This is a genomic window from Campylobacter sp. JMF_06 NA1 (assembly GCF_027737785.1).
GTDB lineage: Bacteria > Campylobacterota > Campylobacteria > Campylobacterales > Campylobacteraceae > Campylobacter_B.
In genome coordinates, this window is the sequence record NZ_JAOVUA010000001.1 from 427972 (window position 1) to 453471 (window position 25500).

At 41.8% G+C, this 25500-nt stretch carries 16 protein-coding genes; 6 read left to right on the forward strand and 10 right to left on the reverse strand.

Annotation, left to right across the window (positions count from 1 at the left end):
- Positions 1-21: 21 nt before the first annotated feature.
- The 8 genes from hypF to OFO07_RS02280 form a co-directional block, all read right to left on the reverse strand.
- Positions 22-2316, reverse strand: a complete 2295-nt coding sequence (gene hypF / locus OFO07_RS02245; RefSeq protein ID WP_270870791.1) for a carbamoyltransferase HypF — start codon at positions 2314-2316, stop codon at positions 22-24.
- Positions 2306-3877 carry a hypothetical protein gene (locus OFO07_RS02250; RefSeq protein WP_270870792.1) on the reverse strand — a complete coding sequence of 524 codons (1572 nt, stop codon included), beginning with the start codon at positions 3875-3877 and terminating at the stop codon, positions 2306-2308. The genes hypF and OFO07_RS02250 overlap by 11 nt, the downstream gene beginning before the upstream one ends.
- Positions 3874-4422, reverse strand: coding sequence for a HyaD/HybD family hydrogenase maturation endopeptidase (locus OFO07_RS02255; RefSeq protein ID WP_270870793.1), 549 nt, complete (start codon positions 4420-4422; stop codon positions 3874-3876). The genes OFO07_RS02250 and OFO07_RS02255 overlap by 4 nt, the downstream gene beginning before the upstream one ends.
- Positions 4419-5087, reverse strand: a complete 669-nt coding sequence (gene cybH, locus OFO07_RS02260) for a Ni/Fe-hydrogenase, b-type cytochrome subunit (protein ID WP_270861780.1) — start codon at positions 5085-5087, stop codon at positions 4419-4421. Before cybH ends, OFO07_RS02255 begins: the two co-directional genes overlap by 4 nt.
- Positions 5088-5089: 2 nt before the next feature.
- Positions 5090-6814, reverse strand: coding sequence for a nickel-dependent hydrogenase large subunit (locus tag OFO07_RS02265; protein ID WP_270870794.1), 1725 nt, complete (start codon positions 6812-6814; stop codon positions 5090-5092).
- Positions 6815-6816: 2 nt separating this feature from the next.
- Positions 6817-7962, reverse strand: coding sequence for a hydrogenase small subunit (locus tag OFO07_RS02270; RefSeq protein ID WP_270858960.1), 1146 nt, complete (start codon positions 7960-7962; stop codon positions 6817-6819).
- Positions 7963-8086: 124 nt separating this feature from the next.
- On the reverse strand, positions 8087-13240 hold the full coding sequence (locus tag OFO07_RS02275; RefSeq protein WP_270870795.1) for an alpha-2-macroglobulin family protein: 5154 nt from the start codon (positions 13238-13240) through the stop codon (positions 8087-8089).
- Between the two features lie 72 nt (positions 13241-13312).
- Positions 13313-15853 carry a transglycosylase domain-containing protein gene (locus OFO07_RS02280; protein ID WP_270870796.1) on the reverse strand — a complete coding sequence of 847 codons (2541 nt, stop codon included), beginning with the start codon at positions 15851-15853 and terminating at the stop codon, positions 13313-13315.
- Between the two features lie 124 nt (positions 15854-15977).
- Between OFO07_RS02280 and OFO07_RS02285 the strand changes: the two genes are divergently transcribed.
- The 6 genes from OFO07_RS02285 (at position 15978) to OFO07_RS02310 (ending at position 23432) form a co-directional block, all read left to right on the forward strand.
- Entirely contained in the window at positions 15978-17069 is a 1092-nt protein-coding gene (locus tag OFO07_RS02285; RefSeq protein ID WP_270864429.1) for a D-alanine--D-alanine ligase, read from the forward strand.
- A gap of 65 nt (positions 17070-17134) precedes the next feature.
- A complete protein-coding gene (locus OFO07_RS02290) occupies positions 17135-17728 on the forward strand; it encodes a LemA family protein (protein WP_270870797.1) in 594 nt (197 codons plus the stop codon).
- A gap of 12 nt (positions 17729-17740) precedes the next feature.
- Positions 17741-19078: a M48 family metalloprotease gene (locus tag OFO07_RS02295; RefSeq protein WP_270870798.1), complete on the forward strand. Its 1338-nt coding sequence runs from the start codon at positions 17741-17743 to the stop codon at positions 19076-19078.
- A gap of 218 nt (positions 19079-19296) precedes the next feature.
- Positions 19297-21312: an ATP-dependent helicase gene (locus tag OFO07_RS02300; RefSeq protein WP_270870849.1), complete on the forward strand. Its 2016-nt coding sequence runs from the start codon at positions 19297-19299 to the stop codon at positions 21310-21312.
- A gap of 14 nt (positions 21313-21326) precedes the next feature.
- On the forward strand, positions 21327-22157 hold the full coding sequence (locus tag OFO07_RS02305; protein WP_270870799.1) for a ferritin-like domain-containing protein: 831 nt from the start codon (positions 21327-21329) through the stop codon (positions 22155-22157).
- Positions 22158-22196: 39 nt separating this feature from the next.
- The gene (locus OFO07_RS02310) at positions 22197-23432 is read left to right on the forward strand and encodes a zeta toxin family protein (RefSeq protein WP_270870800.1); all 1236 of its coding nucleotides are present in this window, start codon (positions 22197-22199) and stop codon (positions 23430-23432) included.
- A 422-nt stretch (positions 23433-23854) separates the two neighbouring features.
- Here OFO07_RS02310 and OFO07_RS02315 read toward each other — a convergent pair whose 3' ends face one another.
- Together OFO07_RS02315 and OFO07_RS02320 are read right to left on the reverse strand one after the other, a co-directional pair.
- Positions 23855-24685: a hypothetical protein gene (locus OFO07_RS02315; RefSeq protein ID WP_270870801.1), complete on the reverse strand. Its 831-nt coding sequence runs from the start codon at positions 24683-24685 to the stop codon at positions 23855-23857.
- Between the two features lie 94 nt (positions 24686-24779).
- Positions 24780-25427 carry a ferritin family protein gene (locus tag OFO07_RS02320; protein WP_270858969.1) on the reverse strand — a complete coding sequence of 216 codons (648 nt, stop codon included), beginning with the start codon at positions 25425-25427 and terminating at the stop codon, positions 24780-24782.
- Between the last annotated feature and the right edge of the window lie 73 nt (positions 25428-25500).

Consider the following 25500-nt stretch of genomic DNA (forward strand, 5'->3'; position numbering starts at 1 on the left):
TTAGTTGATAAAATTTATTGATTATTTCAGGCAAGCGATATAGGCCATGAGTTGCCCGAGAGCCACGCCACTATCGTTACTCGGAGTGGTTTTGTGTAGGTGAAATTTCACGCCAGCCTCGCTAAAATTTCGCACTACCAAATCCAAGAGCGTGGCATTTTGAAAAACCCCGCCACTTAGCACGACCTGCAAATTTCGCTCTTTTGCGATTTGAAGCATTATTTTAGCGAGTGCGTTTATGAAATTTGACGCAGCCGCGGCTGGCTCATCTTTTAGCGCACTTAAAAAGGCGTTTTTGACGCTAATTTTGCCGTTTATTATCTCAAATTTATATCGTTTTTCGCTCTCACTCGTGATTTTGCTCTCATCAAAAAGATTTTCCAAACTCATACCGCTTTGGCCGTCGAAACTAACGCTTCTTTGGTCGCAAATCACGCTTGCAAATGCGTCAAAAATTCGCCCTAGCGAGCTAGTTTGTGGCGAATTTGAAGCTACCTTTTTCAAATTTGAAATTTCATTTTGGCTAAATTTGGCTAAAAACTCACTCGCCTCGCTTTCAATGCCGAATTTAAAAATCAGCGAAATTGCGAGTTTATAGATATTTTTGATCGAACTCTCGCCACCGATTAGCGCAAATTCATCGAAATGCAAAACCCTTTTGTAGCCAAATTCGTCAAATTCCAGCACTTCGCCACCCCAAATCGTGCCATCTTCGCCATAACCCGTGCCGTCAAAACTAAATCCAAGGTATTTTTTACCACTTCCAAGCAAATCATTATCCGCCAAATTCGCAACCAAATGCGCGAAATGGTGCTGAAATTTCACCACTTCAAAGCCCAAATTTTCAAAATGTTTCGTATGCAAAAAATTCGGGTGCATGTCGCCTATAACAGCGTCAAATTTCAAATCATAAGTTTTGATAAAAATATCCAAAAGCGCGAAAAATCGAGCATTTGTGGCGATATTTTTCAAATCGCCGATATATGGGGAAATAAAAATTTGCCCGTCTTTATATATTGCAAACTGATTTTTTAGCTCCGCGCCAAGGGCTAGAAACGAGCCTTTATGAGTAAATTTGCTTTTGAAAATTTGCGGATTTAGCCCACGCGAAGTGCGTAAATATTGCGTAAAATTTTGCATAATATTTTGCGAATTTTGCTCCGTGATTTCTGCGATACTCTGCGTCTGATTTTGCACCACAAAGCCCACGCTATCGTCGCTTGGCGTGATAATCTCTCTGTCATTATCCAAATAAAAATCAATCACACCGCCCAATTTTTGGCGCAAACTCGCCTCATCGTAAATTATCGGCTCGCCACTGATATTCGCGCTTGTAGCGATTAAGGGGCGATTAAAATACTCAAAAAGTAGCAAATGAATGCCAGTGTTAGCTAGAAAAATGCCAACCTTGCCTAAATTTGGCGCAACCGCCCCAGCAAGAGCTAAATTTTGCGGATTTTTTGATTTTTTAACCAAAACTATCGGCTTAATTTGCGAGTTTAAAAGCTCTTTTTCGCTCTGGCAAAACCGGGCAAATTTTTCAGCCATTTTCTCATCTTTACACATCACGGCAAATGGCTTATCAGGGCGATTTTTGCGAATTCGTAAGGTCGCTACGGCGTCTTCGTTTGTCGCGTCGCACATTATATGAAATCCGCCAAGCCCCTTTACAGCGACTATCTCGCCACGAGATAAAATTTCACAAAGCATTTTAACCGCATTTTCGCCAATACCCAAAATTTCGCCATTTTTGTTTTTCAAAAAGAGCTTGGGTCCGCACTCCGCGCAAGCAATCGGCTCGGCGTGGTAACGGCGATTTAGCGGGTCAGTGTATTCGCCACCGCAAAATTCGCACATTTTAAACTGCGCCATTGTCGTATTTGCGCGGTCATAAGGGAGCTTTTTAATGATACTAAGGCGCGGTCCGCAGTTCGTGCAGTTGATAAATGGGTAGCGGTAGCGTTTGTTTTGCGGGTCGTAAAATTCACACCTGCAATCATCACAAATGGCAAAATCAGGCAAAATTGGGTTAAATTTTTGCGTTTCTTGCGAGTGCGTGATTTTAAAATCATTATAAATTTTAGGCGCGATTTCAAAAATTTCAAATTTATCAATCCGCGCAAGTGGCGGAAGCTCGCCATAAATGCGCTCTTTAAGCCGTAATATTTGCTCGCTCGTGGCGTTTGCGTGGATTTTCACGCCCTCGCCGTCGTTATAAACCTCGCCTTTTATGCCTAGATCGGTGCAAATGCGGTAGATAAACGGGCGAAAGCCCACGCCCTGCACAGCTCCTGCAATCTCAATTTTAACGCTCACAGCCTTGCAAACCCAAATATGCCGAGAAATCAAGGCGAGATTTGCCAAGCACGAGTGTGGCGATGTTTGCGAACCTGCGCTCGGCAAAGAGCGAACCACTAAGCACGCCAGAATCGTATAATGCCTCGTTTGCGTCAGCCAAATCGCCGATAAATCTAGCCAGCGTGTCGATTACGCCGTAGCTTAAAACCTTGTCATCGACCCCTGCTAGCTTGTAGCTCATCGCTGAACGAAGCGTTTTAGCGAAGTTAAAATCGCCGTTTTCTTTAAGCTCGAAGTCTAGCTTCATGCCCTTTTCGCCCAAAAACTCCCCAGCACACTCCAACAAATACTGCGCGTCTTTGCCAAAAATCACGCGAGAAAGCAGTTCAAAATAGCCATAAAAACTAGGTTTGATTGCGCTAAAATCGGCATTTGCGCGCGCATAATCTAGGCTAAATTTTGCGCTAAAATTTGCCAAAAGTTTTGCGCCTGTCTCGTCGCTTTTAGTTTCATCAAAAAGAGCGTCTAAATTCGCAGGCATAGCGAAATTTAGGAGTTTGCGCTTGGATTTGGCTTCGTAAATCGCAATCTCATCGGCGCAATCTTTCGATACAAACACCCTCATCACGCGCGAATCAAAAATCTCTTTTTCCTTGCAAATAAGCCCAAAATGCGTAATCTCATCGCCAGAAGCAAGAAGCGTTTTTTCAGCCTCGCTCATAAATTCAGAGTTTTTTGTGATAAGAAATCTATCCTCAATCACGCATAAATTTAAAAATTTATTTTTATTACCCTGCGCGCCTTTTGCGCCGACATAGTAGATTTCATCATCTTCGAGCCGTTTAAAAAGCGCGAACGAAAAGAGATCGCTACACATTTTCACATCGAAAAATTTAGGCGATTTTGAGAAAGAGTTGCGAAAAACGCTGTTTGTTTTGAGGCGTAAAATCGGCTTTTCATATGTCGCAAGGGCGATTTTTTGCTTGTCATCGGTGATGAAAATTTTATTAAACGATTTTAGGCCAGTGGCGACCATAAAGTCTGAATTTTCGAAATTTAAATCCGCGCTAAGGCTGAATTTCTCGCCATTTAGCGAAATTTGCAAAATTTGATTATGGCGCAAAATGCGGTAAGCATACTCGATTAACTTGCCAAAATTTTGCTTATTTGCAGCGACGAAACTCTCGCCGTCAAAGACGCTAACACCGCTTAAAACCCCAAATTCATTTTCTATAAATTCGCCACTTTGCAAAAATTCGTGAATTTGGCTTGGGGTAAAATTCGAAAATTTAGGCAAAAATTTAATCTCGTCGCTTCTGGCGCAAACTTCCTTCAAATCCCCTTCGCCAGATACCACCTCCACGCTCGATTTTGCCAAAAACGCAGAATTTGGGATAAGCGCCATAAATTTATCGCTGAATTCGAGTAGCTCTTTTTCATCTGCTTCGACATAGAGTGTGATTAAATTTTTGCCTAAATTTAGGGCGTATTTCAGCCCAGCCTTGCGCGCATAAAAATCCAAAAAATAGGCGATTAAGCCGTTGTTATTCAAATAATCAAATTTAAAAGAAATTATCAATTTTTGCCCTTAGAATCAAAATTTTCAGCGATATCGCGCACGCTTAAATTCCCAATTTTTTCGCACGAAAAACCGCGAGAAGCGATAAAATCTATCGCCGTGCGCTCCATAATCTCGCTAGATTTTAGCACCTCATCGCTCACGCTAAAACTCATCGGCTCTATGCGCATTGGCACTACGGCTAGGATTTGCGTGCGTGGTCTATCGCCACAAAGATCTAGCATTTGCAAGGTTTCTAGCATCTCCACCTCGTGAGCCGAACCGCTCCATTTCACGCTTTTTGGCATAGCCTCATAGTCGAAGAAATACACATCGCCGATACTGCCCTCGTCTGCGTCGATACAATCAATCAGCAAAATTTCATCAAATTCGACCAAAATATGCATTAAAAGCGCAGCCAGCGTGCCTCCATCGATGAATTCGATACTATCATCAGGTGAGTTTGGGGTGAATTTGTAGTTTTGTTGCAGTGCGTGCATAAAATGTACTCCGACACCTTCGTCGGAGTACATAATGTTACCTATACCGATAACACCTAATTTCATTTTTGAACCTTGAACTTATAGCCGCTAATGATAGCGTCCATAGCTCCGTCTTGTCCTTTTACAGCGTTGAAAACAGCCATATAAACATGCACAGGGATAAATAAAATAAGGAAATTCATCGATAAATGGTGGATAGTGCGAACCTCACTTAGACCACCCATCATAGCCTCGATTGGGCGCATTAGATCATAAATCATACCGCCAAGTCCGCCATGATACATATGCACATGAAGCACAAGGCCAGTGATACAAATCAAGGCTAAAATGATGTAAAATGCCAAATACGCAATGAATTGCAAAGGATTATAAACGCCGTGCAAATGTGGGTGTTCGCCTAAAAATAGGTAAAATTTGATCTGCTCGATCCAAACCCTAGGATTAATAAAATCCTTGATACTAACTAGCTCTTTTCTGCTGTGTTTATCGAACAAAAACAGATATGATTTGTAAAGCATAGCCGCCATTAGCACGAAACCTGCCACTAAATGCACGAAGCGAATTTTAGCTTGCAAGAATAAATTTGGCTCAGAGCTAATCTCTGGGGCTATGAAAACATAAGCCAAATAAAATCCAGTAATTACAAGTATGACGATAGCGATAGCGCGTATCCAGTGGGTAAGGCGCAATCCTATCGAAAATTCATACTCGGCTTCTCTTTTTTTCATGGTTAATCCTTGATATTTGGATTTACTTTATATGAGCTAAGCTCGTTGCCTTTGGTATCCATAACATGAACAGCGCACGCAATGCACGGATCATAAGAGTGGATTTTGCGGATAATTTCAAGTGGTTGCGTTAAATCTGCAATTTTAAGACCAATTAAGCATGACTCATAAGATGCCATATTGCCCTGGGCGTCTTTTGGACTAGCGTTCCATGTGCTAGGAACGACTGCTTGCCAGTTTTGGATTACTCCATTTTCGATTCTGCACCAGTGGCTTAGGCTACCGCGCGGAACATGTCCGATATATCTACCTTTATATGATTTCTTTTTATCGATTGTGTATTTAGCGCAAGTCTCAGTGTCGCCTGATTTGATATTAGCGATTAGGTTATTAAATGCTAATAGTCCATTATCAGCTACGACTTTTGCCTCGATCATACGGCATGCTGTTCTACCAAGAGTAGAGAATACTGCTTCTAGTGGAAGACCTGTATCGGCTAAGAATTTATCTACTACTTTTGTGACAAATTCATTACCTTTTGCGTAATTTACAACGATATTTGATAGTGGTCCAACTTGAAGCGATTTGCCATCATATCTAGGAGCTTTTATCCAAGTATATTTACCCTCGGTATTTAGGACTTTTGTATCTTCCATTTCACCTTTGGCATTTAGAGTTTGCTCTACCTTAAATCCTGTGTAGTTTGGTTCTTGTTCGCCGTCATAAGGGTGAAGCGGTTTGTCATTTTTATACCATGAGTGAGTAGCTTCTTCTGTAATCTTGCTCTCATCTAGCTCATGAACCTTGCTAATATCGCCGTCTAAAATCACACCGCTTTGGAATAAGAAATCATTGCGTGAATATTGGAAAGTTTGGTGTGTCCATAGATTTGCGACACCGACATCATTTAAGACACTTGCTTCATTAGCATAAGCACCACCAGCCATAAGCAAGTCTGGATAATATGCGCGGTTGATGAAATCAGCTACTTCTTGGAATTTGACCATATACTCACCAAGTCTTGCTGGGCTTAGAATATCCATTACGCATGTTACGCCACCGACTGTTAGGGTTTGTGGGTGTGGTTGTTTGCCACCGAAAATCGCCATCATTTGCGCAGCTGTTCTTTGGATACGCAAACACTCTAAATAGTGGCTAAGCGCAATCAAATTTTGCTCAGGGGTTAGCTTGTATGTGCTATGTCCGAAATATGCGTTTGCAAATGGTCCAAGTGCGCCTTTTTCAACGAAAGCTTTTACTCTTTGTTGAACTGCTTTTAGCTGATCCTCACCGCAAGCATAAGGCAAATCTGTATATCTGAAAGCCTCTTGGCTAGCAGCGTGTGGATCTGCGCTTAGTGCGCTTACGATATCGACCCAGTCAAGTCCGTGTAGTTGATAAAAATGCACTGGGTGATCGTGCATAAATAGCGCAGTGTTCATTAGCGTTCTGGTTAAAATCGCATTTAGTGGCGGAGTTATGCCAAGAGCATTTTCAACAGCTGAAATTCCAGCATTATAGTGAGAAAATGTGCAAACACCGCAAATTCTTTGCATAAAAAAGCCGATATCCCTAGGATCGCGACCCTTAACGATAGTCTCTAATCCACGCCATAAAGTAGAGCCAGAATACGCATCCGTTACAACTCCGTTATCATCGACAACTACTTCTATGCGTAAGTGTCCTTCAATACGAGTTATCGGATCTATTACTAATCTTTGTGACATTTCTACTCTCCCTTATTCTTTTTAAATGATGCAATGGCTGCATGAACTGTGATAGCTACACCTGTAACAGCCAAAATTCCTATACCGATTTTATCGGCTGTCGCATCAGCACCTGCTCCGCTAAATACGGTATTGTATAATCTATCTGCCAATGGCTCCTCAAATGGTCCCATGTGATCCCAAAAATCAGGCTCAGAGCAGCCGATACAGCCATGACCTGCTTGGATTGGCCAGCTAGTGTGAGCGTTAAATCTCTCGCGTGAGCAGTTATTAAATGTATATGGGCCTTTGCAACCTACTTTATATAAACAATATCCGTCTTTTGCGCCTTGATCGCCGAATTGCTCTACGAACTCACCTGCGTCGAAGTGACCGCGTCTTTCGCACAAATCGTGAATTCTAAGTCCGTAAGCCCATTTTGGACGATTATAAACATCAAGTGCTGGAAGTGTGCCAAATAGTATGTAGTGAAGGACATTTCCTACGATATTTTTCTCGCTTGGCGGACAGCCAGGGACATTGATTACTTGTTTTTTAGTTAATTTGCTTAACGCAACAGCGTTTGTTGGGTTTGGTCTTGCTGCTTGGATACCACCGAAACTCGAACATGTTCCAATAGCAAAAATCGCAGCTGCGCCAGCAGCAGCATGTCTGCAATGCTCGGCACCTGTCTTACCGGCAGGTCCTACTGTAAGGAAATATTCGCTACTTCCGCTTGGAATTCCACCTTCTACCATTAAAATATACTGCCCCTTATATTTTTCGATAGCTCCATCTAAATTTTCCTCTGCTTGCCAGCCAGCAGCAGCCATAATCGTCTCGTGATATTCTAAACTAATATAGTCGAAAATCAACGAATCGATAGTTGGAGTATCAATTCTAAGTAAGCTTTCGCTACAACCTGTGCATTCTGCCATGTGAAGCCAGATCACAGGTAAGCGATCGGCGAGTTCTGCCGCCCGTGCAACTTGTGGTGCAAATACGCTAGGTAACCCAATCGCCGCAGTCATTGCGCCTGCCCATTTCATAAAATCACGGCGTGAAAAACCGCGCTCAGCAAGGCGTTTAGTGATACTATCGCCCTCTTTTATCTTGGGTAGTTTAGCGACTTGTTCTAGCCTATCGGCTACTTTTGCTAAATCAATCATTATGTTCTCCTTTACGCTTATAGCGTTAATCCGTAATTATATAGTTTTTTTGTTTAAAATTTGTTAAGGAAGAACTTACTTGTAGTTAAATTTTCTACAAGTAAGTTAAAATTTAAGGTTAGATTTATTTTATTTTGAAATTTAGCACTGGTAAATCATAATCCATTACGCTTTCGTTTTGCATATCGGTGATACTCACAGCCGGCAAGGCACACATACCAGAATACACTACATTAAGCGGTGTGTAAAATACGCCGGTATAGTCATTGCCGTTTTTCGTATCTTTGTAATACGCCCCACCAACCGGGAAGCTTAGCACCCTATCAAACATTATCTCTTTATGCTCAAAGCTAGTTTTATCCTGCAAATTCTCAGGCCTTATAAATCCCGGATTTATGCGCTCATTGACGATCTCAAAGCAGGTGCTTGCCGCCTCATCAATCACAAAATTTCTAATGTAAAAATTTGAGCGGAAATTTATCTTAGAATAAATTCTCTGCCCTACTTTTAGATTATCAAGCGAAACCGCATTACCAGCCTCATCGACAAATTCACGCACGATTTCTAGCTGTTTGATTCCGTGTAGATTTCCTGTGTGGTTGTTTATACTAAGTGGGCTATGTTTAAGTGCTACTGGCTCGTAACCAAAGCTAAGCAAATTAGCAAAAATTTTCTCGCCATTTTTTGGCGAAATTTTGATCTCTCTGTCGTTAGAATTTAGCGTAATTACTGAATTTGACGGAGTTTGGATACTTTGTGTAAGTCCGTTTGCGACGATATCTGCGCCCACGCCCTTATCATCTTCGCCAAAATACGCTTCCAGCGCCCTTAGCACAAATGCTCTTTCTTGCGTGCTATAAATGTCTTGTAAATTTTGGCTTAAATTTTGCGCCAAAGTATCTAAGACACTATCTTTTATACCGACGCTTCCTAGGGCATACAGAGCAAATCCAGCGTCCCTAACCTCGCTAGCAAAAATTTTACTAGCATCTTTATTAGCATAATCAAATTTATAATTTGAACTATAAATTTTACTAAATTCCGCGCTCATTTTGTGTTTTTGCAAAATCGCAAGCATAGAAAATGTCGCTAGCGGGCTAGCTTCGTAGAGTTTTTTATCATAGATGAAATTTAGCTCATCATCGCTTAATGCGCCAACCCTATCTAGCACGAAATCCGCATACAATCGCAAGCTAGGCTCGCTAGAATACGACGATTTTAGCGCCCTTAAAATCAGCTCTTTTTGTTTTGGGGTTAGGATTTTGTATTTCGCGTCCATATCCAAAAGCACATCGCTAGCATACAGCGACGCAAATGCGTTCGTCTCGCCATGCGCGCTCCAATACCCAAATTCGCCATTATTTTTAAGCCTTGATAAAATTTTCGTAGCATGCTCTAAAACAGCCCCCTTCATCGCCTCGTCGTGGTCGCGTTTAAAGAAGAAATCATAGGCTAAAATTTTTGAGCTTAGTTGCTCTGTGCAACCATACGGATATCGCTCCAACTCCCTTGCCACCGTATAAGTGCTAGGTCTAGTGCCTATGTATGTAAAGACATCTTTATACGAAGCTGGCAGACTAAAATTCATCGGCGCGTCGCTATAAGCACTGGCGCTAAATTTCGAGCGCGGAAACTGCGAAATGACATCAAATTTCAACTCATACTCAAATTTCGCCCCATTTTCTTCGCTCGCTTCCAAGCTCACCACGCCCTCGCCAAGCTCTAACGCATTTGCTCTAAATTTCAAATTCTTTGCTTCTAGCGCGCCTAGCGTGATATTTGCATCACTAAGCGAAATTTGAACTGCGTCGTTAAAACTCGCCTTTAAATTTAGCGATTTTGGCGAATTTGTCGTATTTATGAGCGTTAGTGGGATATTTATATCATCGCCTTTGACCATGTATGTAAGATCGGCCGGTTTGATGACGATATCATCTTTGACGCTGATTTGAGAATTTGCCCAGCCGATTTTTTCTTCATCATCAAGGGCTAGCGCGCTTAGGCGAATCATAGAGTTAAAGTGTTTTGGCAAATCTACCTCGAATCTAGCCTCGCCTGCGCCGTTTGCGATACCCTCATACATTTTGACAAATTTTTTATCTTTTTTGTTTTGCACTGGGCTTAAATTTCGCTTCGCGCTTTTTAGCATTTCATCGCCACCAAAGCTTAGTTCTTTGCCGTTTGCGCTATACACACTCAAATCATCGAAAATATCGAAATATCGGTGCCTGAAATATATCGGCTTATCAAAATATAAAAACGCATTTAGCTCTTTTTGATTTATCGCGTCTAGTATCCCTAAATCCACAGCGTAAAGCGTTATTTTAGAATTTGGCGCAGATTTTGCCACGATTATAGCTTTTTCGCCGTTTTTATACTCAGACTTGCTTTGCAGGCTAAGAGGGAGTTTTTTCTCGCTCACATCGAGGCTTACAGCTACATTAGCGTAAGTGCGAAGCGGCATAGCAGCGCCCGAGGCAGAGCGTGAAATGCTAGCGCTAATGTGTCCGCCAGTGAAATTCTCTGGCACTCTTAGCTCGAAACTTGCGCTGTTTCCGCGAATTTGCGTGATTTTATAATCATAGATGCCCTCTCCTATCAAAGCCACATTTAGCACGCCGTTTTCGATAGGCGAAGTAATCACGCCTTTAATCATTTCGCCGGGTTTGAGCTTTGATTTTTCTAAATTTATACGGGCAGTATTGACATCTTTGGCATTTAGCCTGCCATAGTATCCATATCCGCTCACATCGACTCTCACGCTCGCACTTGCCCCGCTTGCGTAGTCGTTCGCCACTACGATATACGAACCGCCATTTTCGAATTTATACCCTACCTGTAAGCCCTGCGCGCTAACGCTATCCACAAGCGAAAAGCTCTCTTGCTCGACATATCTCTCGCCGTCGTAAATGTAAGTGAAATCTTGGCGATAAATTTCTAAATCCACCTTGCCTTTTTGCTCTTTTTTGCTAAGGCTATCTAGCAATGCAAGGTCGAATTTTACCTCCTCACCACTGCTTATGAAGTCCTTGCTAGCGCGAATTCCTAGAATTTTGTCGTATGGATAGTAGCTTAGCATTTTATATGCGCTGACATTTTTGCCCCCGTCTTGGACGCTAAAATTCATCATCAAATTTGCCGCATTTGATACGCTCTGCGCCTTTGGAGCGATTACGAGATCTTTTTTGCCGTTATTATCTAGCCTAAATTCCTCGCTTTTTACCTCCAATGTGCCATCTTTTTTAAGTCTTGCATTTGTGAAGCCGTATCCTTCAAAACCGCTGATTTTAAGCTCTTTTTCGTAAGATTTCACTTCGAGTTTGCCAGCTAAGCTCGCAGCTGGTGCGCCCACAAGGTAGTTTGAAATCAAATTTGCGATTATTAACTCATCTTTGTAAATTTCATCTTTGCTCGTTAAAATTTCGTTTTTCACGCGGTTTGGTATGAAATTTTCGACGCTAAATTTCTTGGTTTCGATGATTTTATCCTCGTAAATCAGCTCAAAGGTATAACTTCCGCTTTTTTCGCCCAAATTCTCTTTGAAATTTAGTGCGCCATAAGAGTCTGTTTTTAGGGCGCGAGTGATGATATTCACGCCATAAGGATCTGTGATTTTGTATTTTATCGGAGTGTTTTTAATCGGCGTAAAATCGCTCTTTTTGAGCACCACAGAGCCGATTAGTGCCTCATTTGGGCTTACTAGCTCGCTAGCGAAATACACCATTGCTCGCGCGTCGCTTTTAGTTGCTTCCGTGCTAGAAACAGCCTCGTCAAATATCACAAATCCGCGCTCTTTGCCGTCTGTAATCTCGATAGATTTAGGATTTTTATCCAAAAATTTAGTGTCATTTACAAGCAAAATCCCGTCACTATTCGTGCGTTTTTCTAAAATCAGCTCGTTTTTGTCATTGTAAATTTTAACAATAGCGTGCGACAAAGCCTTCGCATCACTTAGGCGCGAAGTATAGATTAGCGCGCCACTATCCGCCATGCTAACCTGGGCTGAAATATCGCTGATATAGGCTGTGCGCGTGATAGTTCGCATTATAGCGCCCTCTTTGTAACGCGCATTTACCACATACACGCCGTCCTCAAAGCCCTTAAAATCCATAGCGATTTTATGCTCGCTAATCTCGTTTTTCGCCCCGCCAATGTCAAATTTTTTATTCACAACCTCGCTAGCTAACGAGTGCGGATAATTGCTTTCGAAATTTAGAAAATATCTAAAATTCTCATCGCTGATTTTTGAAACGCTAATGCTAATTTCATTTAAATTCGAGCTTTTTATCGCGATATTTGCGTTTTTAGGGACGAATTTTTTCATATCGCTAAACTGCACGAAAGGCTTCCTATCACCAGTTTTGAAATTTAGCTTTATTTCATCTCTAACTATTCTAGAATCATCGCCAAAGCCCTTTAAAAGGCGCAATTCATAGCTTTTATTTGGCGCAAACTCAGCGCTTTTGATATCTACATGATAGTAGTATTTATCACTGATTTGCGGGTATTTTTGCTCATCTTCGTAGTATCTGTATCTAGCCTCGCCAAGGCTAAATTTACCCACGCCATTAACGCGGATAAATTTGGCTAAATTCGCGTCATCGACATAGTGCGGGAAATACAGCCTCGCTCCAAACGAGCCGTCATTAAAGCTAATTTCGCGGATTTTGACATCGTCTAGGTTTGACGCATTTATGCTATCGTTAAATGGTTCCTCATCTGCTTTTAGGATTTTTGGGGCAGCCAAAACTACGCCGTTTTTTGATTTTACTAAGCCTGCTTCTATGACGATATTTGGGTGCTTAGCATCATAAGAAATCAAAAAACTTCTATCATTTTGCGCACTAATGGTAAAGCTAATATCGTTTTTGGCTAAATTTTGCAACGAATACACGCGAATTCCAGCCTTTGCCCCCTCCTCGCTCACGCTATCGTTAAAGCTAATCTTTGCAAGTCCCGGGCGCAGTATTTTAAGCTCGCTCGCGCTAAACTCAGCCGTCGTAAAGCTAAATTTCTCCCCGCCAATCTCGCAGTTATAGCGAGTGCTAGCATTTAGCTTAGTCTTTGGATAAAACTCTATTTCGTCGCTATTTTTATACTCATATACGCCAGTAATCCCTGGCGCACATTTTGCGATTTGCTCCTCGCTTATGCCAAAAGGCGCGATTTTTGCACCACTAAAAACCAAGCTCTCATCATTAATCTGTGTTTCCACGCCAAAGAGCCACCCAGCGCAAAGTGCGCTACAAAGCCCAAATTTGATTAAAATTTTTTCCATGATTTTCCCCTAAGAATTTCGCGTAATTATATTGTGAAATTTTTATATTTTGGTAATTTTTTATTTTTTATTTTATCTATTTTTTACCCTAAATTTCGCCACGCTAAAATTCGCGTTTTCGTCCAAACACGAAAGCTCATATTCGCCCGGGCTCAAATTTAGCATAAAATTCTCGCCATTTTTTTTCGCCTCGTATGGGCTATTATTTACGCTGATAAAGATTTCTTCGCCAAAAACAGCAGTGCAAGAGGCGCTAAGATTTATCTCTCCACTATCGCCCACTTCGTAAATTTTGCCATCTATATCGCTAAGGGCGGGTGCAATGCTAGCAAATTTATCCTTGCACCTGCCGTTTTTGGTCATGTTTGCGTCGATTATGCCGTTTTGCAAAAGATAAAAAAGCTCGCTAGGGCGGTAAAATTCGCACTCATCGCGCAAAGTTACACCCTCTATCACCAAATCTCGCACCATTTTTTTACACTCTTTTTCTACGAAAAAATCAGCGCAAATTTCCCTTTCGCTCACGCCACTAGGACGAGCAAATTCGGCATTTATCGCGCCTGCGTTTGAAAGGTAAGAAAACATATCAAAAACCACGCGCGCAGCACTAAGCCCGCCACTTATATCGCTCGTTTTTTCGCCGTTAAAATTGCCAAACCAAACCCCAAGGCTAAATTTTGGCGTTACGCCAATCGTATAAAGGTCGCGCCCATCGGCACTCGTGCCGGTTTTAAACATCAGAGCTGGCATGTTTTTGGTATTTTGCCACACAGAGCCAAGATAGCTTCGTGGGGCGTTTTTTAGCATTTGCGTGATGATATACGCACTTTGCGGGCTTAGTATCTGCGCGCTCTGACCAATTTTTGCCCCTGCTAGTTCTAGCGGTTTTAGCTCGCCAGAGTTTGCAAAAACGCTGTAAAGATGAGTGAGATTTAGCAAATTTATGCTAATTCCGCCAAGCCCGAGCCCAAGCCCATAATGCTCTTTGGAATACGGCGCGAGATTTGCACGAAGCAAAAGCTCATAAAGCCCGTCATCGCCAAGGGATAGTAAAAGCTTCAAAGCCGGGATATTTAGGCTATATCCGAGTGCGTCATTTGCGCTAATAACCCCCATAAAGCCTAGATTGTAATTGCGTGGGGAGTAGTTTTTGAAGCTAATCGGAGCGTCGATTAGCTCACGGCGTGGCGTGATAAGCCCCTCTTCAAGGGCTCTTGCGTAGATAAATGGTTTTAGCGTGGAGCCTACATTTTTCGCCCAGACTATGCCGTCATTTTGCCCCAAAAATCCGCCAAAATCGTGCGAGCCTGCGTATGCCACAACCGCCATTTTTTCGTTGTCGATTAAGATAGCCGAGCCGTTTTTGACGCCAAATTTGGCTAGGTCATTTATCCTTGATTTAAGGAAATTTTCAAGGGTGAGTTGATAGGTTTTGTTTAAATTTGAGTGGATTAAATTTGCGTCGTTTTGCGCTATGCGCTCTGCTTTGTTTTGCCAGATTGCGCCGTTTTGTGCCGAGTGCTTTGTTTCGCCTGCGCGAACGGCGTGATTGTCTGTGTTTGCGGGCTTTATCGCGCCATTTTGCGCCAAGTGCGCGCTTTGACTTGCCCCCACAGAACCTGCCGCCACAGAACTTGCCCCCACAGAAGTTGCGCGCGCGCGTTTTGTTTTGGTAGCTGTTTCGGTAGCTGTTTCGCTCACACCCTCTGCCACGCCAGCTGTTTTGCTCGCTGTTTCGCCCATACGCGCACCCACAGCCTCACTCGCGCCAGCGCGCCCTACCACGCCCAAATTTTTCGCATTTTTAAAGGCGCGCATTGCATAGTGTGGGGCGAAATTTGGCGCAGGGTGCCTTGTGGGGGTGAATTTCTCGCTACTAGCTCGTTCAAATTCGCTAAGCGATAAAATTCCTGCCTTATAAAGACTAGAAATAAGCCTGTTTTTTAGCGAATTTAAATCCAAATTCGCGCGGTCTAGGCGGTTTTTGTTCGGGTTTTTTGGCACCACCGCAAGAAGCGCGATTTGAGCGTTGCTAAGCTCACCTAGGCTTTTGCCAAAATAAAAATAGCTAGCACTCGCCACACCCTCGATATTGCCACCATAAGGGGCTAGATTGAAATACATTGTCAAAATTTCATCTTTGGTGTAGTGAAATTCGAGTTGAAAGGCGTTAAAAATTTCGATAAATTTGTTTTTGTAACTGCGCTCTTTGGGGTTCATCATACGCGCAACCTGCATTGTAATGGTGCTTGCACCTACTCTGGCTATATTTGCATTTTTATGCGTAAAATTTTGCGAAATATTATGCGTAAATGCCCGTGCTATCGAAAATGGATTTACACCAAAATGATAGTAAAAATACCTGTCCTCGAAATGCACTACGCTCTGTTTTAGACGCTGCGGGATTTCATCGCTGCTGGCGTAAAACCTCCAAATCTCATCACTGCTAATTTGCATATTTAAAATTTCCCCCTCGCTCGAATACAAAACTAACGACTTTTCTTTATTTAATCCAGCCAAATTTAGGGGAAATAAAAAATCCAAAATCAAAAACAACACAAACAAAAAAGCGCCCAAAAATGCGCTAAATTTCACAAAGCCCATAAATTTCATAAAAATATTATATCTATAAAATTTATAAATTTACTCAAATTTTTCACACAAAAAGAGAATATAAAGCATAAATTTTATAAAATCGAGAGTTAAATTACACTTTAAAGAGTCCAAAGGAGTTATTATGAAATATGGTATCATTTTTGGCGGACAAAGCTACGAGCACGATGTCAGTATCCTCACAGCAATCGCTGTAAAAAACGCACTAAAAGGCAAAAATTTAGTCTTTATCTACTGCGACGCTAACCGCAGATTTTTCGAAATCGAAGAGGGAAATATGGTAGCAAGCTACTTTGCTAGAAATTTTGCTAGATCTCATTCTGCCAACACAGACGCTGCTGAGGGCGGTTTTTCATCTCAAACTTCTTATGGCAGCAAGGTCAAAGAGCTAACCCTCTCTTATGGCGGATTTTACACAAGCGGTATGTTTTCAAAAAACAGATTAGAAATCGATGTGTGTATCAACACAATCCACGGCGGTGATGGTTGCGACGGCAAGCTAGCTTCACTTTTAGAATTTTACGAAATTCCACAAATCGGCCCTAGATTGGAGGCAAGTGCGGTAAGCCATAATAAAATTTTAACCAAAAATTTAGCCAAAAATGCAGGGGTTAAGGCGATTAATTACGCGGTTTTAAAGCGCACGAGTTTGCCGTCTTTTAACTACCCTGTCATCATAAAACCAGCCCACCTAGGTAGCAGTATCGGCGCTAGTATCGTAAATAGCGATATGGAGCTCGATAAAATCATAGATAAGGTGTTTAGCCTAGATAGAGAGGTCATCGTCGAGCCTTTCGTCAAAGATGTCAAAGAATACAGCCTAGCAGGCTGCAAAATAGGCAATGAGATTGTATTTTCAAAAATCAGTCAAGCCGTGAAAAAAGACTTCCTAGACTTTGGTCGCAAATACATCGACACTACCCAACCAAACACAGTGACAGAGCAAACCGTGGGCATTTCAATCGCAGATAAGATGAAAGATGCGTTTGCTAAAATTTACAACAGCGGATTTGAGGGCTCGATCATCAGATGCGACTTTTTCGTGTTTAATAACGAAATCTATCTAAACGAAATCAACCCCGTCCCAGCAGCTCTTGCAAGCTATTTGTTTAACGATTTTGGCGCGATTATCGACGGGCTTTCTACATCTTTGCCGCAATACAAAAAAATCCCAGTAACCTACGATTTGGTTACGCAAATCGCAGCAAACAAATAATCAAATTTCACGCTAAATTCCAAATTTAGCGTGAAATTTAGCCAAATTTAACAAAAGGATAAAAAATGAGTATTTTGCTAGTAATTTTAGCTATTTTAATTCTTGTCGGAATTTTTCTCATTGGTATTTACAACAAACTTGTCGCACTTTTAAACGAAGCCAAAAACGCCTTTGCGCAAATCGATGTCCAGCTAAAACGCAGATATGATCTAATCCCAAATTTAATCGAAGTTGTCAAAAAATACATGGCGCATGAAAGAGGGACCCTAGAAAATATCGTAAATGCCAGAAACCGCGCAACTAGCGCACTAGAAAGTATCAAACAAAACGGCTTAAATGATAGCGATATGCGAAATTTAGCAAGCGCAGAAAATGAGCTAAAAAGCGCGCTAAATGGGCTAAATATCCAGGTCGAAGCCTATCCTGAGCTAAAAGCTAGCGAAAATATGCTACATCTAAGCGAGGAAATCACCTCTACTGAGAATAAAATCGGCTTTGCTAGGCAGTCTTACAATGACGCGGTTACGGACTTTAACACCTACAAACAAAGCTTTCCAAACAATATTTTAGTCGGATTTTTCCCTAAATTTCACAAAGATTTAGCCCTGCTTGAATTCAAAGAGGAAAATATCCAAAAAGCCCCAAAAATCGAGTTTTAAGCGAGAAATTTTGTGGAGGCGTTGTCTGCGCTAAATTTAGCGATTTTTTACCTACCTGAAAAATTTTGCCATTTTTTAAGCGCAAATGAGATTTTTTATACGCCAAAGGCCGGGTATTATCTATGCGTTTTGGCGTGTAGCGCGGTTTTGTTTGCCATAACGCGCATTTTCCTTGGCAAAACAGCCTCGCTATCTCACAGCATAAACGAACACCAAAAACTAGCCAAAAGCAAGGTTGCGTGGCTAAATTTCGTCTTTGCAAGCGTTTTGGTGCAGGTTTTTTGGCTCTCATACGCGCTATTTTTTGATTTTTTAAATTACAAAAATTTTTCCCTTGGCGAGGGCGCGGATTACGCCCTGCCACTACTTTTATCCGCGCTTTTAGTCTGCGTGATTGTATTTAGCTATATCAAAAAACGCTATTTTGAGACGGCAGACATTTCTAGCCTAGCAAGAGGGCTTGACGCCACAGAAATTCACCCCCACACTGCCAAAAATTCCGAAAAAATTCTGCTTAACATAATCGAAGAAATGGCGATTGCCTCGCGTGTGGGCATGCCACGGGTTTTTATTATGAAAAACGAAAATGGCGTAAATGCCATGGCAAGCGGGGAGAATTTTGGCAAAGATAGCGAAAAAATCGCGATTTTTGTCACGGCTGGGGCGATGAGGACATTTAACCGCGACGAAATGCAAGGGGTAATCGCGCATGAGTTTTCGCACGCATTTCACGATGATATCGAGCTAAATATCAGGCTAATTAGCGTCATTGGCGCACTTGGCACACTTAGCTTCATAGGATATGAGATTTTAAGGGCATTTGGCAGGGGTAGAAGTAGCAGAAACTCCAAAGGAAGCGGGATCGCCATAGTCATACTTGTAGGCGTAATATTTTGGCTACTTGGGCTTTTGGGTAAGGTTTTTGCCGAGCTTATCCAAAGCGCGATTTCTAGGCAAAAAGAGTTTTTAGCAGACGCTAGCGCAGCCAAATACACGCGCAATCCTTTGGGGATCAAAAAGGCGCTTGATAAGCTTTTTATGATACAAAAATTCAATAAAGCCTATCACGACGGAATCGGCAAAAAGGATTTTAAAGCTCCAAAAGATGAAGAAAAGCCGAATTTAAACAGGTATTTTTCCTCAAAAACGCGCCAAAGGGGTAGCATAAACACAGATGAAATGCGAAATTTTCGCGCAAATCCACTAAGAAATTTCGCAAATTTTCATATCAAAAACACAAACGCCAGAGCCTGCGCGCACATGTTTTTCTTGCCCGCATTTTCTGGGCTTTTCGCCACGCACCCTAGCCTGCAATCACGGATAAAAAAACTAAAAGAAATGGGCGCGTGAGTTTGGGCTAAATTTCGCGCGCTAAATTTGGGCTAAATTTTAAAATTCGCAAATTTTGGTTAAATTTTAAATTTTGCAAATTTTGGTTAAATTTTAAATTTTGCAAATTTTGGTTAAATTTAGCGCCCAAATTTGCGCCAAATTTTAGGCACAGGGCTAATTTTTTTATAATAAATTTAGGCTATAATCCACGATTTTAAAGGAAAATTTTGAACGCAATATCAAATTTAAACCAAGAACAATACTCCGCCGCGACTGCGCCCTTTGGCCACAATCTCGTAATCGCAAGCGCAGGCACAGGCAAGACTAGCACCATTGTAGCGCGCATTGCGCATTTACTGCACCTTGGCGTAAATCCAAGCAAAATTTTGCTTCTAACCTTCACAAACAAGGCAGCTAGCGAAATGATTGCGAGGCTAAATCGCTATTTTGACAAAAAAATCACCGCCAAAATCACCGCAGGCACCTTCCACGCGGTATCTTACGCACTTTTGCGCGAGCTTGGCAAGGGTGTGATTTTAAAACAGCCAAGCGAGTTAAAAACGCTTTTAAAAAGTATCGTAGAAAATCGCAAATTTTACCATATCAGCGATACTAGGCCGTATGGCGGTGCGTATTTATACGACATATACTCGCTCTTTCAAAACAAACAAACAGGCGAGAGTTTTGGCTCGTGGTTTGCTAGAAATTTCGAAGATCAGGCTGAATTCAGCGAAATTTACGAGGATATTTTGCGTGAATTTGAGGAAGAAAAAGCCCGCTTTAACTACGCCGATTTTAACGACATACTGCTTAAAATGCGCCACGAACTGCGCAAGGGCGCGCCACTATACTATGATGAAATTTTAGTCGATGAGTATCAAGACACAAACTCACTTCAAGGCTCACTAATCGACGCATTTAGGACAAAAAGCCTTTTTTGCGTGGGCGATTTCGATCAGAGTATTTACGCCTTTAACGGCGCGAATATCGATATAATCGGCTCTTTTGGCACCCGTTTTAGCGACGCGAAAATTTACACGCTAAACATAAATTACCGCTCATCTAGCCAAATTTTAGCCCTTGCAAACAAGGTCATTTCAAACAATCCACGCCTGTATGACAAAAAGCTAGTCGTGGGGCGCACAGGCAAATTTAGCGCGCCAAAACTGCATGTTTATGATGAGATTATGTCGCAATACGGCCATATCGCACAGCAAATCAAGCAAAGCGGGCGCGCGCCTGAGAGTTTTGCGGTGATTTTTCGCAACAACTCTTCGGCTGACGGGATCGAAGTCGCACTCAAAGAGCTAGGAATCGGCGCGAAACGCAAAGGCAGCACGAGCTTTTTCGAAAGTCGCGAAATAAAGGCGTTTATGGATATTTTCGGCGCGCTGATAAACCCAAAGGATATGATGGCATTTCTTGGGATTTTAGAGTATGCCAAAGGCGTGGGAAATGCCACTAGCAAGGAAATTTTCGATGCGCTAATCACGCTTGGTGGCGGAAATATCAAAGATGGCTTTTTGCGCCCTGATATGAGTGCGAAAATTTACGAGCAAAAAAAGCGAAATTATCAGCTAGGACTTTTTGACGATATGGATTTGCAGGCGAGTTTGGAGCGGTTTAGCACGCTTGGATTTAGCGAAAATTTCGCCAAAAATCCGGTGCTAAAATACAACAAACTAAACGAGAGCGCGGCTGTGATTTTGCACGAGCTTTACACGCTATTTAGCAAATTTAGCCCGAATTTCGGCGCTGGCGAGCTAGTGAATTTGATAAAAACTTCCAAGCTTTTTGCCATAATCGCAGGTAATATCGCCACTCACAGAGCCACGCTCAAAAACGGCAAAATCGATCTTGATCGCAAAACGAACGAAAATGAGAAAATTTACAACAAAGTAGCGATTTTAGGCGGGATTGCGAGCAAATACAAGGATGCGGGGAGTTTTTATAACTTCATCACACTTGGCGCAAAGGAAATGAGCGAGGGCGAGGGCGTAAATCTGCTAAGCGTGCATGCTAGCAAGGGTTTGGAGTTTGATAGCGTGTTTTTGGTGGATTTGGCGCAAAACCGCTTTCCGAATTTGAAGCTAATGGGCATGGGTGGCAGCCTAGATGAGGAGCGACGACTATTTTATGTAGCGGTGACTAGGGCGCGAAATGAGCTCTATCTAAGCTACGCGAAATTTGATAAAATTCGCAAAATAAACTATCAACCAAGCTGTTTTTTAGTCGAAGCTGGTATGGCGTAAATTTAGGGGTTAAAATGAGTTTTCACACAGAAATTTGGGAAATTTTAAACGCTGGCAGTCCTAGCCAAAAAATAGAAAAATTTGCAAAATTTTACGCAAAATTTTGCAAAAACGAAGTAGAATTTGAGCCAAATTTTGAGCCAAAACCGCTCGAAAATCCTAGCTATGCGAAATTCGCCCAAATTTCGCAGGTCAAAGATATAAAAATCCAAAACAAAAATTTAAAAAAGCAAAATGTCGATAAAAACGCCCTATTTCTGCACTCTGTGGCGCATATCGAATACAGCGCGATTGATTTAGCGCTCGATGCGTGTTATCGTTTCGCGGGACTGCCACGCGAATTTTACGCTGATTGGCTAGAAGTGGCAGAAGATGAGGTGAGGCACTTTTCGCTCGTAAATGCCGAGCTAGAAAAAACGGGTTTTTCTTACGGCGATTTTAGCGTGCATGACGGGCTATTTGAGGCGCTGAAAAAAACTCAGCACTCGCTAATTGAGCGCATGGCAGTGGTGCCTAGGCACTTGGAGGCTGGCGGGCTAGATGCGAACTTTTATCTGCTTTCGCACATTGATGAAATGCCGGATAAAAGGCCATTGCGACCGCTTTTGGAGATGATTTTGCGCGAGGAAGTTTCGCATGTGAGCAAAGGCGATAAGTGGTTTAAATTCGAGTGCGCTAGGCTGGGAGTTAGTTCGGAGTGTTTTTTCGAAATCGTTATGCGCCACTACCCAAAGGCCTTTAAAACCACTCGCGCGATAAACGAAAACGCCCGTTTAAAGGCAGGTTACTCGCCAAAAGAGATAGAAAAAATCAAAGAGCTTCAAGCTCAAAATTTTACCAAATAGCGATAAAATCGCATTTATCAAAACTTAAAGGATTAAAAAATGGCTTCGTTAATGCAAAGAGATGTTTTACTCGAATACGCTTGTGTTGGGCATTTATTCCCCGCAGATAGGGACGAGAAAATGAGAAGTGATAGCAAAAAAATGGGCGAAATTTATCATCAAATTTTAATGAGCGAACATGAAAGCATTGATTTTGAAAAAACGGCTGAAAAAATCGAGCAAATCCGCGAAGAATACGATATGAAGCTAATGGGGCGGGAAGTTTCATTTAATACTCACGGCTTGTTTTTGGAATTTTTTGCAGAAAAATTGCGAGAAATTTACGGGCAAAATTTGCAAAACTTCTTTGACGAATTAGAAGAGAAATTCGCTAAATTCGATATTTTAATCAGACCTACGCAAGATAAAAACTTTGATTATCACAAATTTTACGCAGATGAAAAAGTCGCTCGCACAATGTTTCTTTCAAAATACGATATGAGCGATGATGAGATAAAAAATGTGCTTAGAAATATCGCAACTCAAATGCCAAATCTTGCAAGGCTCATAAAATCCATAGACGGCGGCACAACCACGAATTTTGCGACTTTGCAAGCCTATAAAGATAAAGAAATTAGCCAAAATTTGCTCTGCGACATAGCCAAAATCAACGAAAACGCCGAATTTTTCGCCCAAAGAGCGAGCCAAAATGTATGGGCTGAGGTGATTTTGGATAAAAATCCACTCGCAAAAGCTGGCAACGAAGCCCCAAAAGCCTATGTTTTAGGCGGTCAGCCAGGAGCTGGTAAGGCAAATATGCTCCGCCTAGCCCTTAACGAGCTAGGCGAAAATGGCGTTGTCATAAACGGCGATGAGTTTCGCAAATACCACCCCTACTACGCCCAAATTTGCGCCCTTGATAGCCAAAAAATGGCAGAACGAACAGCCGAGTTTTGCGCAAAACTTACAGAAATAATCATAAATAAAGCAATCGTAGAACGCTATAATATCGCTATTGAGGGGACTTTTCGCACAGCTGATACACCAATTTACACGCTTAAAAAATTCAAAACCGCAGGTTACAAAACGGAAGTTTTAATCCAAACTTGCGACGGCGAGCTTAGCTGGAAATCTTGCAACGAACGCTATGAAATTTGGAAAAAACTCTGCCCGCAAGAGGCTCGCTATGTCGTGCAATCTCACCACGATTTGGTCGTATCCAAACTAAATGAAAATCTTAAAATAGTGCAAGATAGCGGATTTGCGGATAATATCAGAGTTTTTACAAGAGAGTAAAATTTGGCAAATTTTGTTTTTTTGCAGATACTGCGTCTGAAATTTTATGCAAAATTCGCTGAGTGCAATCTCTGATACTGTGCCGAAATTTCGCCCAAAATGTCATTGCGATGAGCAAAGCGACGAAGCAATCTAGTAAAATTCCAAAGAATTTTGAAATTTAAAATGCAAATTTTGGCTTAATAATCAAAAATTTGAAATTCTAATTAAATTTTATATTTTAAAATTTTTGGTATTCCCTAGATTACCACGGAGATTTCATCGCCTCGCAATGAGAGTTGAAAGCAAAATTTTCCTTTCAAAATAAAAAGCAAAATTTCGGCACAGTATTTTAAAGTTGCATAAGCGGAATTTTAGAATTTTGCAAAATTTAAAAAACAAAATTTGGCAAAATCAAAATTTCGCCGAATTTTGCCTAGCTTTCACTCTCCTGCACGCATACGGCGATAAAATATAGCCCCGCCGTATCCCCTGCAATAATGCCCCGTATCCCAATCGTTCCACTCCCCATACTCGCAGGCTTTTTTGTAGAATTTCATCGAAGCGTCGTTAAACTCGTAAAAATCATCATCGCTATCAGTGCTAGCCTTGGCGCGCACCTCATAAAAATAGCCCAAAAGTGCGCAATAAGAGCTGTTTTTCTCCTTGCATTTTTGCTTTACTCGCGCCAAATTTTCCTCGCTAGCGAAATTTTCAGCCCCAATCATATCATCAAATTTTGCGGCGTCAAGCTTGTTTTGGGCAGATTTTTTCAGCTCTTTTGGAAGCGTTTCTAGCTTTCTTGCAGCTCTTGCGATATCGTGAGCTTTGCGCAAGTCCCTAACATCGCTAAAATCGAGGTTTTGTTTATCGCAATCTTGCAGCGCACCGAATTTGCACAGCCTATCATACACGCTTTGCACCCTTGGTGCGGGGTCCGACCACATCGGATAATCCTCTAATAAAAACAGGCAACTTTTGATGTTTTTATCATCGCAACTTTTCTCCAAAATTTCGGCATAACGCTTGCGATCACCGCCAAAAAATTCCTCAGAGCGGATGATTTCACACTTGCTATCATCGCCATTTAGACATAGTTTGGCGATGATTTCATAAGCTTTGCGGTGCTTTTCTTGCTCGGCGCTTTTGTAGTAGTTGATAAGAAAATCGCAACTGCTAGCCCTACCCTCATCGCAGAGCCTAATGTCCTCATCAAGGAAGTTTGCCTGCGCTAATACTGCACCAAAAATCGCACAAAAAAGCAGTTTTTGCATAAATTTCCTTTTGTAAAATTTAGGGCGAATTATAGTGAAATTTTGAGTAAAATTTGGTAATTCTGACGCCAAAGAAGCGTCAGAATTTTAGGGGTTAAACTAGTCTTTGTTTTTTGAAATACTCTTTTGGAGCCTTGCATAGTGGGCATGCACCTGGGGCTTTTTTGCCACGATGGACATGACCGCAAACTTCGCAAACCCAAACTTCCTCATCAAAACTCTCGAAAAATCCCTCTTCAAGCAAGATTTTTTGAAGCTCGTTGTATTCGCGCTCATGCTCGACTTCGACCTTGCCGATAGCGTTAAATAGCCTTGCGACCTCTTTTTTACCCTCTTCTGTCGCGATTTGAGCAAACGCAGGATACATGCTCTCATGCTCGTATCTCTCGCCAGCCGCGGCGTCGATTAGGTTTTTATCCATTTTATCTAGTGGAATCCCAGCTGCTGCGTGGTGAGCTTTTAGCTCGGCTCTTGCGTGCCATTTTTCATTTTCAGCCGCTTCGTAAAAGTGGCGCGCGATAGCGTGAAAACCAGCTTCTTTGGCTAAATCGCCGTAAAGATCGTATTTGTTTCTAGCTTGTGATTCGCCAGCAAACGCCTTCATCAAATTCACCTGCGTCAAATCCTCAGTGATACATTTCATCGGCTCTCCACAGCATGTCAAAACTGCGCCCTCACCTACTTTTTGCACTTCGACTTCACAGCCACATTTGTCGCATTTGTATGTTTCGTATTGTCTCATACTCTCTCCTTTATCAAAAATTCAAAATTTATGATAACCAAAAGCTCATTAAACTCTACTTAATAAAAATTAT

Excerpts from the sequence above, each read along its gene's own strand:
- OFO07_RS02255 (WP_270870793.1), bottom strand. The coding sequence starts at position 4,422 with ATGAAATTAGGTGTTATCGGTATAGGTAACATTATGTACTCCGACGAA.
- OFO07_RS02265 (WP_270870794.1), bottom strand. The coding sequence starts at position 6,814 with ATGTCACAAAGATTAGTAATAGATCCGATAACTCGTATTGAAGGACAC.
- OFO07_RS02310 (WP_270870800.1), top strand. The coding sequence starts at position 22,197 with ATGGCTTCGTTAATGCAAAGAGATGTTTTACTCGAATACGCTTGTGTT.
- OFO07_RS02285 (WP_270864429.1), top strand. The coding sequence starts at position 15,978 with ATGAAATATGGTATCATTTTTGGCGGACAAAGCTACGAGCACGATGTC.
- OFO07_RS02320 (WP_270858969.1), bottom strand. The coding sequence starts at position 25,427 with ATGAGACAATACGAAACATACAAATGCGACAAATGTGGCTGTGAAGTC.
- OFO07_RS02290 (WP_270870797.1), top strand. The coding sequence starts at position 17,135 with ATGAGTATTTTGCTAGTAATTTTAGCTATTTTAATTCTTGTCGGAATT.
- cybH (WP_270861780.1), bottom strand. The coding sequence starts at position 5,087 with ATGAAAAAAAGAGAAGCCGAGTATGAATTTTCGATAGGATTGCGCCTT.
- OFO07_RS02280 (WP_270870796.1), bottom strand. The coding sequence starts at position 15,853 with ATGAAATTTATGGGCTTTGTGAAATTTAGCGCATTTTTGGGCGCTTTT.
- OFO07_RS02275 (WP_270870795.1), bottom strand. The coding sequence starts at position 13,240 with ATGGAAAAAATTTTAATCAAATTTGGGCTTTGTAGCGCACTTTGCGCT.
- OFO07_RS02305 (WP_270870799.1), top strand. The coding sequence starts at position 21,327 with ATGAGTTTTCACACAGAAATTTGGGAAATTTTAAACGCTGGCAGTCCT.
- OFO07_RS02270 (WP_270858960.1), bottom strand. The coding sequence starts at position 7,962 with ATGATTGATTTAGCAAAAGTAGCCGATAGGCTAGAACAAGTCGCTAAA.
- OFO07_RS02315 (WP_270870801.1), bottom strand. The coding sequence starts at position 24,685 with ATGCAAAAACTGCTTTTTTGTGCGATTTTTGGTGCAGTATTAGCGCAG.